Raw genomic sequence first — 9,972 nt, forward strand, 5'->3', positions numbered from 1 at the left:
TTTCAACCTAATGTTTATATCTACTTAAGTGTGGATGATTGCCATTTTTTTGAAAATTGTTGCGATAGTGACCCTTATGGGCATGATCGTTGCGAAATCCGCGATTACCACGTCTTTCATTTTTAAAACCGCCACTATTATGCCGCTTCTTAGGTGCGTTGGGATCATAAATTTCAAAATCAAGCTGGTGCTGTTCAACATTAGCATTAGTGAGGGTCACTTTTAGCGGCATCCCCACATGATATTGTTTATGAGTACCCCGACCAGTTAAAGTCATACTTTTTTCATTATAACTGTAAAAATCATCAGTCAAATTTGAAATATGAATTAATCCTTCAACTGTATTTGGTAATTGAATAAACATTCCAAAACTAGTTACCGAAGATACAACAGCATCAAAGTGGTCTCCCACCTTATCTGCCATAAATTCAGTCATCTTTAAATCATTTACTTCTCTTTCAGTATCAACCGATACTCTTTCTTGAGTTGAAGTTTGATCTGCCACTTCTGGTAAATAATTGGCAAAATGATCCTGCACCTTCTGATTTGTCCCTTTTTCACTATAAGCATGAATCATTCTGTGCACCATTAAATCAGAATATCGCCTAATTGGTGAAGTAAAGTGAGTGTAGTACTTGGCGGCAAGACCAAAGTGTCCTAGCGGTTCTTCTGAATAATGCGCCTGCTTTAAACTACGCAGCATCATCATCTGCACAACTGCTTCTTCAGGTGTATCCGTGGTTTTGGCCACTACTTTTTGCAAGTCAATTGGCTTAACGTGATTAGGATCAGCTGTAATATGCAGACCAAAAGCACTACAAAATTCAAAAAAGCTTTTGATGCGTTCACCATCCGGCGTTTCATGTACACGATATAAAAATGGTACATGCTTACGATAAAAATCTTCAGCGACGGTTTCATTTGCCAGCAACATGAAAGATTCAATCATTTTTTCGGCAATACCGCGATTGTGCAATACAATGTCAGTTGGCTTGCCTTGATCATCAACTATAATTTTTGCCTCAGGTTCTTCAAAGTCAATTGCACCACGCTGATGTCTTTTTTGGTATAGCACGTTATGCAATTCTGCCATATCCTGCAGCATTGGAGCAAGTTTAACGTATTTTTCCTCCAATTGCTCATGGTTTTCAGGATCCAAAACCTTATTAACATTGTTATAGGTCATACGACCATGTGACCGCATAACAGAAGGATGAATGCGGTAATTAACTCTTTCGCCTTCAGGTGAAATTTCCATCTCACAAGATAATACCAGTCGATCTTGACCTTCGTTTAAAGAACAAATCCCATTAGACAATCTGAATGGCAACATGGGAATCACCCGATCAACTAAATAGGTACTGTTACCCCTGGTAAAAGCTTCTTTATCCAATGGGGAATTTTCCTGAACATAATGAGCAACATCAGCGATATGAACGCCCAAATGGAAATTACCATTCGGCAATTTCCATAAAACAACTGCATCGTCAAAGTCTTTGGAATCATCACCATCAATCGTAACTGCAGGCTGATTCCGAATGTCTTCGCGGTCTGCCATTTCGGCTTCAGTGACCTGATCTGGAATGGCATTAGATTGTGTAAGTGCGTCTTCAGACCATTCCGTACGAACATCATGTTCTGAAACAATTGCCATAATATCAACACCAGGCAAGTTTTTATTACCAATGATATTAGTAACAACACCAGTCATTGAGTCCGGATTATCTTTATCGGGATAACTTGAAATGGAAACTTTGACAATATCACTTTTTTGCGGATGTAAACTATCCTGTTTGACATAAACCCGGTAATTGGCAAGTTTTTTATTTGCACTTAAAACATAACCAATAAAATGACTGATTTTTACTTGAGCATCTGTTAAAGGATGAAATTCTCCTACAAGTGTTTTAGTGCCACGCTCAAGAATTTCTCTAATTTGTCCTTCAGGTCCTTTACCATTCCAAGGATTGCCACCAGCCGTTATTTTAACTTTAACGCGGTCACCATCTACAGCGTATGCGGTATAATCTCGGGCAATGAAGATATCGTCTGCTTCTTCATCATCCAGTTTGACAAAGCCAAAACCCTTACTGTTGGCTTTAAAGTCACCCTCAACTTCAGTATTTTCTTCAGCCAATTGGTAATGACCGTTGCCATCAGTAATTATTTTCTTTTTTTGCTCAAGGTAGGATAAGGCTTTGACCATATCTGAAAAACTGCCAAGCCTGTCTCGGCGCAACATACGGTCAATTTGCTCTACTTGATATTGTTTTTTAGGATTATGACGAAAAATCTCTAAAACATTGGCTAAGATATTCTCGTTTTGTGCCATGCACTTAACTCCATTTCCTTAATAAAAGATAAAAAAAGTCCTCCCATCGTTTGAGAGCGGGAGGAATCAATAGTTATTTTGAAGACAAATAAGCTAATACTATAGCAAAAGCGAAAAAGAGAACCAGTAAAACCGCGGTAACCTTTTCCATAAATGCTTCAAAACCACGTTTCTTCGTTTGACCACTAAAAACTGCACCGCCAGAGAGTGCATTCAATGCATCTTGCTGCTTTTGCGGCTGCATCATTGTCGCAATAACGATTAAGATTGAAACAATAATTAGTAGCGTCATAAATAAATTGTACAATGCGCTGCCTCCAATATACAGATACGTTACTGATAAATTTTAGCACAAAATAGATTTAATTTCGAGTATTATTTTCTGAGTTCAGGAGCATCAGTTTTAAATTTATTTTGTGTTGTTTTTTGCTGATTTTTATACCACAAAGATGTTTTATTTTTTGCATATAGCCGCTTTAATGCCTTCTGTTCATTATAGTCATAGTCTTGTGGTTTAACTTTTTTAAACCATTTAGGCTTATAAAATCGTAAAAGATTGCCGGCAATAACACGATCAGACAAAGAAAGCTGAGTAGTAACCTTATTTGACAACGCAATCAACTCTGTTTTTAGTTTCTTGTCAGGCTTAATTATTTCTTGCCCAGTCTTAGTATCATAATAAGTGCTTCCCACTTTAGCATATTTTGGCGTTATAAAATCACCGTTACGTTGTGCCACTATTTGTGGTGCATCTTTACTTAACAAATCATGCCCAAATTGAATGGTCCCCTTGTTGCTTATCCCCAGCAAGTTAAGCAGGGTTGGCAAGACGTCAATTTCGCCCCCGTAGGTTTTCTTGACTCCGCCTCTTAAACCCTTCATATGTATCATTAACGGCACCCGCTGAAATTTTAAATTATCAAAATTATTAAATTCATCCTGCTTAAGTAATTCTGCACTCGCCTTGTGGTGATTGCCTGAAATGCCATAATGGTCGCCATACAAAACGAGCATGGTATTTTTATCTAGACCCGTTTTTTTCAGCCACCGCATTAATTGACCTATTGCCTGATCCAAGTAGCGGGCTGTCTGTACGTAGCCATCTACAGTTTCATCACCAGTTTCGGTTTTAGCAATTGACTGGTTCTTCTTATCCAAATCATAGGGATAGTGATTGGTCACTGTAATTAATTTAAGATAAAAAGGTTGCGGCAAACGCTCAATATACTTAATGGATTGAGAAAAGAAAATCTTATCTTTTAAGCCGTATCCTATATAATATTTGGGCTTGTTTTCATAATATGACAGTGGCATGAAATAGTCATAGCCAAACTGTTTGTAAGCATTGTTGCGGTTCCAAAAAGAGCCAGCCCCACCGTGCATAACCGCAGTTGTATAGCCTTGTTGCTGCTTCAAGATAGCAGGGGCACTTTCAAAGGTATTGGAAGTACCATAACTAGACATCGCTGAACCTGATTGCAACCCAAAAAGGGAATTTTCAAGCATCATTTCAGCATCAGAAGTCTTGCCTTGTCCTACTTGATTATAAAAATTAGCAAAACTAAGCGTGTTTTTAGCATGATATAACTTATTCAGATTAGGCGTTACTTCCTTGCCCTTCCACTTATAGTCTATTAAAAACTGTTGAAAGCTTTCAAGGTGAATGACCATCACATTTTTGCCTTTGGCAACACCGCTATATGCTTTATTAGGCTTAACATAATTGACTTTCAGATACTTTTTCACAGATTGTAAGTCAGAAACATTTGCTTTGGCCATTTGTTCGCTAGTTTGAGCAGTTTTAAACGCATCATATACTGCGTATTCATTCATACCCAAGTATTTAACAATGTAACTATTATCAAATGTTCTAGTTAACAAGCCTGAACGGTCTTTTTGTGCCATCAGCAGGTTAATCCCAATTAGAAGGATGGCAATTCCTTCAAGCAAAAGATTAAACTTCAGCTTTAATGGACGCAAATCGTATTTAGTTACTTTAAAGCACATCAGAGCAATGATCGCCGCAATGTCAATAAAAGTTAAAAAATCTGTTACTCGAGTTATTCCAACAATACTTTTGCCAAGATTATCAGCAGTTGAACCGGAAGTTTTTATAATTGATAACGATAAAAAGTTGGAAAATTCGCGGTAATAAAGAATATTGGCAAATAACCACAAACTGAGTATGAAATCAATCATAATCATAATCCAATATGACTTTCTACCCTTAAAGAAAAGACCGATTCCTAGCAAAAGTAGTCCGCTTGGCAAAGGATTTAAAAACAGCAGAAAATTCTGCATTGCACCCTCTGCACCTAAGTTAAACTTTGTTAGATAAATTACGTATGTCTTTAACCAAAAAGTTCCTAAAACGATAGTAAAAAAGCCTAGTTTGGTTTCGGTCAGCCATTGCAGAAAAGACCTGATACGTGTCATCCTATTCTCCTCTCACTAAGCTTATATCTTACCCTTAACTGCGAATAAGTGCAGATATTTTAATAAAAATTAATCATTTGTTGGGCTTACGACTTTTTGGGGCTTAAATATCCAGCCCAAAATCCCTAAAATCATCCCAAAAAAGTAGGTCACAAAACGCCACAAAAACATCCCGACAATTAAAGTTCCGTTTGTAGAAATAAAGGTGGCAAAAAGAGTCTGAAAACTATATTCGGCACCACCTGAAGCACCTGGAATCGGTATAATCGCCATGAACATAATAATCATAATATTCATCTGGGTCACACTTGCCCAGTCTGCCGGAACATTTAGTGTTACTAGAATCATATAAGGAATAGAATAGAAGCACAAAAGCTGCAAGACAGTGAGAACAGCACAAACTATTAATTTTCCCTGCTCTTTTTTTAACTTTTGACTCTCATGATAAAACGTATCAATCTTTTCAAGTGTATTTTTACGCCAAACGTTAACCCGATCTGGATTTAGAAATTTAGCAAGTAGATCCATTAGCCAGTTAGCAGCATTTTTGGTCCAATTGTAAGCAAATAGAATTGCCAGTAAAAACAAAATAGAAGTCACATGAATCAAAAACCCGACAGCGATAAAAAAAGCTAACCCGGAAAATTTAGTTGCCACCATGTGAAAACCGGTAATAATTGTCGTAACATAAGCCAAAAAAACTACTATTTGGTAAATAATAAATTTCATGAGTAGCAGTGAAGTTGCCCGACCGCCTTCAATACCCATTTGGATCATAGCAGCTAGTTGTGACGGCTGCCCACCAGTTGACATTGGCGTAATAGCATTAAAAAGAGCCTGTATCAACGGAATTCTGAAGAAAGACCATTTTGAGCGCTGCGGTTCATTTTTGCGTTTACTAAGAACAGCTAAAATACTGGCTTCAAAAATATAAGACAGCAGCATTAACCCAAATACGGCGATTAATGCGATCACATTGATATTACGAGCTGCCTGCTCTAGCTGCGCAACCGGAGTGCCCTTTAAGTCAACGTATAAAACAATCCCACTAATTATGAGTACTATGGCTACGCCCCATAAGTGTTTTTTATTCATCAGTGAATTTGTCCTAATTTTCTACCAATTTCATATTGTTCGTGATAAAAATCATCCCATATCTGAGCGAGATTATCTTCAGAATATTTTGCACTTGCCTCTTGAGACAGCTTGCTGTATTTATTTAAAATTGCATGATCCTGTGCTGCTAATTGCAACTGCCTATTCATTTCCGTAAAATCTGAGCCTTTCATGTAGTAGCCGCTAATTATTGCCTCATATAAATCAAGGTCACGCAATAAAACGGGAGTGTTGCAGCTAAATGCTTCCAATACGGACATTGGGAATAATTCATCATAAGAAGGCAAGAGAAATAAATCTGCAATATTCAGATAATCTACTAGCTTTTGCCGATCAATAATTCCTGTAAATTTTAGGTTTTGCGGAGGTTCTGCCACTAACTTCTTAAAGTGGTCATAACCGTCAGTTATTTTGCCAAAAGAAAAACCGCCAGCCCAGATAAATTGAATATTAGGGTTAGCTTTCGCCATTTTGGCAAAATCATCGACACCCTTACGCGCCTGTACTTGACCGTCTCCAAAAACAACAAATTTATCAAGCGGAATACCTAATTGATGGCGAAACGAATTCTTTTTTTCCTGACTTTCCGGATAAAATTCGTTTTTAGCTACAAAATTGGGAATATACTTAACGTTTTCGCGTTTGATACCGTATTTGACTAGCTTATCAATAAAAATTGGGTTAACAACGACTATTTCATCCATTCTTTTGTAAAAATCTATTACATATTTGTAAAAGACATTTTTAGCCAGAGAGGGTAATTTTACTGATCCTTCAAGTGTCTCAGGTAAAAAATGAACATAGCCAATTTTTCGCCCTCTTGCTGGAGAAAAGCTGTTAGCAAAATAAGTAGGATTAACGGTATGGTAGTGCGTTAAATCACTTTTACCATATTTATTATTGGTCACATAAAATTTGTTCACTAGGTGCGTCCTAAGCAGTCGAATAAGTTCTGTATAGGCTGAACCAACACCTTGACCTTTAACAGAAGCTGCTTGTGAAAACATATTTATTCTAATCATTTATTTTTTCTTTGAGATCCTTTTGGTAATTAGCAATTGCATCTTGATAAAATTGGTAAACAGAACTGGCAAACCTTTTTGCAGATATTTGATCTAGTTTAGCAGCTAGCTTATCCGTCGGTATTGGCTTGCGTCCTTGTCTCAGATATGAAAGTATTTCTTCACGCATTTCACTGGAGCCGTTAAAGACTTTGCCAAAGTCATCATTGTCAAATACCTGCTCAGTGTAATCAGTATCATAAACAACACACCTGGTACCAGAAGCTAAGGCTTCAATATAAGTTAATCCTTGTGTTTCGGTATCGCTTGCGGAAACAAAAAGATCTGCCATTTTGTAGTATGAACCCACATCTTCATGAGGTATATCGCCGGTAAATATGACATTATCTTCGAGCGTTAATCGTTCTACTTGCTCCTGCAATACTTCAAGATCTGGACCGTCTCCAGATATCACCAACTGTACCTTAGGAAATTCGTCTATAATTTCTGGCATCACATTTAGAATACGATCGATTTTCTTTTCTTCAGCTATTCTGCTTAATGTTAATAAAACTGGAACATCAGCTGGTATTCCTAGTTCTTCTCTTACATCAAATGTAGCTGGTTTATTAATGCTATTTACGTCCACACCGGTCGGTATGACCCTCATAGGTATATTTACCTTATAACGCTTTAAAAGAGCTTCTACGCGCTTACTCGGGGCAATAACGCCATCCATGTTTTTTAAGTAAACATTAGTAAACTGCTTAACGTGATATGGTCTAAGCAAATGCCCATTTAAGACGTAATGCAGATAATCTTCATACATAGTGTGATATGTGTGAACTGCTGGAATTTTTAGTTGGTGAGCCACATATTTACCAATCATTCCCAAAGCAAATTCAGTTTGTGTGTGTACAATATCCAGTTTAACTTCCTTCGCCACTTTCGTCGCTTCAAAGAACCCCCTATAGGCCACACGTCTATCTGTAAATGAAATAAAAGGGACACTGCTAAACCGAAAAACATTGGCTTCTACTGTCCCCTTTTTGACATGAGGGTCTGTAGTAGTAAAGATAAACACATTATGTCCTTGCTCCTCCAAAGCATCCTTCAACGTCTTAATCGAAGTTGCAACACCACTAATTTGTGGAAAATATGAATCGGTAAAAATACCTATATTCATCTGAATACCTCCATAAAAGGTATTATAAAGATTACACCAGTCTTGTGCAATTTTTATATATAAAAATAACGGCCAAAACAAAAGCAGCCCTTAAAAAGAGCTGCTTTGATAATAGCGGTGATCGGGGTCGAACCGATACGTCCTCAACGGACACCAGATTTTGAGTCTGGCGCGTCTGCCAATTCCGCCACACCGCCATGGCAATATTTTAAAATTAACAGTTCAATGAGTGAACCGATAAAGGCGGGGATCGGATTTGAACCGACGATTAAGGTTTTGCAGACCTCTGCCTTACCACTTGGCTACACCGCCATCGAATTTTATTAATAATAGATTGGGATAGCTGGATTCGAACCAGCGCATAATAGAGTCAAAGTCTAGTGCCTTACCGCTTGGCTATATCCCAATGCTAGGGCGGAATATGGGATTCGAACCCATGTATGCCGGATCCACAAACCGGTGTGTTAACCCCTTCACCAATTCCGCCATGAAGTTAAACAGGGATAGTAGGAATTGAACCCACACTAGCGGTTTTGGAGACCGATGTACTACCTTTATACTATATCCCTATTATGGAGGAGGGTGGATTCGAACCGCCGAACTCAGAGAGAGCGGTTTTACAGACCGCCGCGTTTAGCCACTTCGCTACTCCTCCAGGCTGATGGCGCGGGACGGAATCGAACCGCCGACACAAGGAGCTTCAATCCTTTGCTCTACCGACTGAGCTACCGAGCCATCCTACGGTCCATATCAGATTTGAACTGATGATCTTCTCCGTGACAGGGAGACGAGATAAACCACTGCTCCAATGGACCATATTGCGGGAGGTGGATTTGAACCACCGGCCTTCGGGTTATGAGCCCGACGAGCTACCAGACTGCTCCATCCCGCGATTATTAATAAATAAAAGTACAAATTAGTTCCATACTTTATGGACCTTGTAGGACTCGAACCTACGACAGGACGGTTATGAGCCGTCTGCTCTAACCAACTGAGCTAAAGGTCCAAGCTCTAGCAAATAGCGGCGGGGGGGATCGAACCCTCGACCTCCCGGGTATGAACCGGACGCTCTAGCCAGCTGAGCTACACCGCCAACAAATGTAACCGTTGTGTAATGATTACAATCGGGAAGACAGGATTCGAACCTGCGACCCCCTGGTCCCAAACCAGGTGCTCTACCAAACTGAGCCACTTCCCGGGATATGCGCCCTGAAGGATTTGAACCTTCAACCTTCTGATTCGTAGTCAGACACTCTATCCAGTTGCGCTAAGGGCGCATCACTAAATGCCGAGGACCGGAGTCGAACCGGTACGGTTGAAACCAACCGCGGGATTTTAAGTCCCGTGCGTCTGCCAATTCCGCCACCCCGGCAAGTAATGAAAGCGGAAGACGGGATTCGAACCCGCGACCCCCACCATGGCAAGGTGATGTTCTACCACTGAACTACTTCCGCAAGATATGAAATGCCGATTATACGATTTGAACGTACGACCCCCTGTTTACAAGACAGATGCTCTACCAACTGAGCTAAATCGGCAAGATGTAAATATGGTATATATTATTGGCGAATACGGGTGGTGGGACTTGAACCCACACGTCCGAAAACACTAGAACCTAAATCTAGCGCGTCTGCCAATTCCGCCACACCCGCAAAATGGGGCCATGAGTCGTGACGGGCTTGAACCGTCGACCCTCTGATTAAAAGTCAGATGCTCTACCAACTGAGCTAACGACTCGGAATGGAGGATACAGGGCTCGAACCTGTGACCTCCTGCTTGTAAGGCAGATGCTCTCCCAGCTGAGCTAATCCTCCATAAGCACGGCAGCGTCCTACCCTCGCAGGCAGTCTCCCACCAACTACTCTCGGCGTGAAGAAGCTTAACTGCTGTGTTCGGCATGG

6 protein-coding genes and 19 tRNA genes are annotated in these 9,972 nt (G+C 39.7%); all 25 read right to left on the reverse strand.

The genetic code is table 11. From position 1 onward, the window contains the following. Positions 1–7: 7 nt before the first annotated feature. The 25 genes from rnr to H3T47_RS08680 all read right to left on the reverse strand — a co-directional run bounded on the left by rnr (position 8) and on the right by H3T47_RS08680 (position 9,885). On the reverse strand, positions 8–2,332 hold the full coding sequence (gene rnr, locus H3T47_RS08560; RefSeq protein ID WP_199283183.1) for a ribonuclease R: 2,325 nt from the start codon (positions 2,330–2,332) through the stop codon (positions 8–10). 73 nt (positions 2,333–2,405) lie between these two features. Beyond that, complete coding sequence (gene secG, locus H3T47_RS08565; protein ID WP_038521563.1) at positions 2,406–2,639, reverse strand: preprotein translocase subunit SecG; 234 nt, start codon at positions 2,637–2,639, stop codon at positions 2,406–2,408. Between the two features lie 68 nt (positions 2,640–2,707). Then, the gene (locus H3T47_RS08570; RefSeq protein ID WP_199283184.1) at positions 2,708–4,768 is read right to left on the reverse strand and encodes an LTA synthase family protein; all 2,061 of its coding nucleotides are present in this window, start codon (positions 4,766–4,768) and stop codon (positions 2,708–2,710) included. A gap of 69 nt (positions 4,769–4,837) precedes the next feature. Beyond that, positions 4,838–5,863, reverse strand: coding sequence for a lysylphosphatidylglycerol synthase transmembrane domain-containing protein (locus tag H3T47_RS08575; protein ID WP_199283185.1), 1,026 nt, complete (start codon positions 5,861–5,863; stop codon positions 4,838–4,840). Continuing rightward, positions 5,863–6,906, reverse strand: coding sequence for a glycosyltransferase family 4 protein (locus H3T47_RS08580; protein WP_199283186.1), 1,044 nt, complete (start codon positions 6,904–6,906; stop codon positions 5,863–5,865). The genes H3T47_RS08575 and H3T47_RS08580 overlap by 1 nt, the downstream gene beginning before the upstream one ends. Continuing rightward, complete coding sequence (locus H3T47_RS08585; RefSeq protein WP_038521551.1) at positions 6,899–8,071, reverse strand: glycosyltransferase family 4 protein; 1,173 nt, start codon at positions 8,069–8,071, stop codon at positions 6,899–6,901. Before H3T47_RS08585 ends, H3T47_RS08580 begins: the two co-directional genes overlap by 8 nt. A 112-nt stretch (positions 8,072–8,183) precedes the next feature. Next, positions 8,184–8,268 (reverse strand) — tRNA-Leu (locus H3T47_RS08590). Between the two features lie 44 nt (positions 8,269–8,312). Beyond that, a tRNA-Cys gene (locus H3T47_RS08595) sits at positions 8,313–8,383 on the reverse strand. A gap of 22 nt (positions 8,384–8,405) precedes the next feature. Then, positions 8,406–8,477: transfer RNA gene (locus H3T47_RS08600), tRNA-Gln, on the reverse strand. Positions 8,478–8,484: 7 nt separating this feature from the next. After that, positions 8,485–8,557 (reverse strand) — tRNA-His (locus H3T47_RS08605). A gap of 12 nt (positions 8,558–8,569) precedes the next feature. Beyond that, positions 8,570–8,640 (reverse strand) — tRNA-Trp (locus tag H3T47_RS08610). A gap of 4 nt (positions 8,641–8,644) precedes the next feature. Further along, positions 8,645–8,726 (reverse strand) — tRNA-Tyr (locus H3T47_RS08615). A gap of 7 nt (positions 8,727–8,733) precedes the next feature. Then, positions 8,734–8,806: transfer RNA gene (locus tag H3T47_RS08620), tRNA-Phe, on the reverse strand. A gap of 6 nt (positions 8,807–8,812) precedes the next feature. Continuing rightward, a tRNA-Asp gene (locus H3T47_RS08625) sits at positions 8,813–8,886 on the reverse strand. A gap of 3 nt (positions 8,887–8,889) precedes the next feature. Then, positions 8,890–8,963: transfer RNA gene (locus H3T47_RS08630), tRNA-Met, on the reverse strand. Positions 8,964–9,003: 40 nt separating this feature from the next. Further along, positions 9,004–9,077, reverse strand: a tRNA-Ile gene (locus H3T47_RS08635). 13 nt (positions 9,078–9,090) lie between these two features. Further along, positions 9,091–9,164: transfer RNA gene (locus H3T47_RS08640), tRNA-Met, on the reverse strand. Between the two features lie 31 nt (positions 9,165–9,195). After that, positions 9,196–9,269: transfer RNA gene (locus H3T47_RS08645), tRNA-Pro, on the reverse strand. 5 nt (positions 9,270–9,274) lie between these two features. Further along, positions 9,275–9,348 (reverse strand) — tRNA-Arg (locus H3T47_RS08650). A 9-nt stretch (positions 9,349–9,357) separates the two neighbouring features. After that, a tRNA-Leu gene (locus H3T47_RS08655) sits at positions 9,358–9,443 on the reverse strand. A 10-nt stretch (positions 9,444–9,453) separates the two neighbouring features. Then, positions 9,454–9,525, reverse strand: a tRNA-Gly gene (locus H3T47_RS08660). A gap of 11 nt (positions 9,526–9,536) precedes the next feature. Continuing rightward, a tRNA-Thr gene (locus H3T47_RS08665) sits at positions 9,537–9,609 on the reverse strand. A gap of 32 nt (positions 9,610–9,641) precedes the next feature. Beyond that, positions 9,642–9,723: transfer RNA gene (locus H3T47_RS08670), tRNA-Leu, on the reverse strand. 12 nt (positions 9,724–9,735) lie between these two features. After that, positions 9,736–9,808, reverse strand: a tRNA-Lys gene (locus H3T47_RS08675). 4 nt (positions 9,809–9,812) lie between these two features. Next, positions 9,813–9,885, reverse strand: a tRNA-Val gene (locus H3T47_RS08680). Positions 9,886–9,972 lie beyond the last annotated feature (87 nt).

The sequence above is a fragment of the Lactobacillus sp. W8093 genome (genome assembly GCF_016100925.1).
GTDB classification, from domain to species: domain Bacteria; phylum Bacillota; class Bacilli; order Lactobacillales; family Lactobacillaceae; genus Lactobacillus; species Lactobacillus helsingborgensis.

Coding starts and splice junctions, on each gene's coding strand:
- H3T47_RS08585 (WP_038521551.1), bottom strand. CDS start 8,071: ATGAATATAGGTATTTTTACCGATTCATATTTTCCACAAATTAGTGGT.
- H3T47_RS08580 (WP_199283186.1), bottom strand. CDS start 6,906: ATGATTAGAATAAATATGTTTTCACAAGCAGCTTCTGTTAAAGGTCAA.
- rnr (WP_199283183.1), bottom strand. CDS start 2,332: ATGGCACAAAACGAGAATATCTTAGCCAATGTTTTAGAGATTTTTCGT.
- H3T47_RS08570 (WP_199283184.1), bottom strand. CDS start 4,768: ATGACACGTATCAGGTCTTTTCTGCAATGGCTGACCGAAACCAAACTA.
- H3T47_RS08575 (WP_199283185.1), bottom strand. CDS start 5,863: ATGAATAAAAAACACTTATGGGGCGTAGCCATAGTACTCATAATTAGT.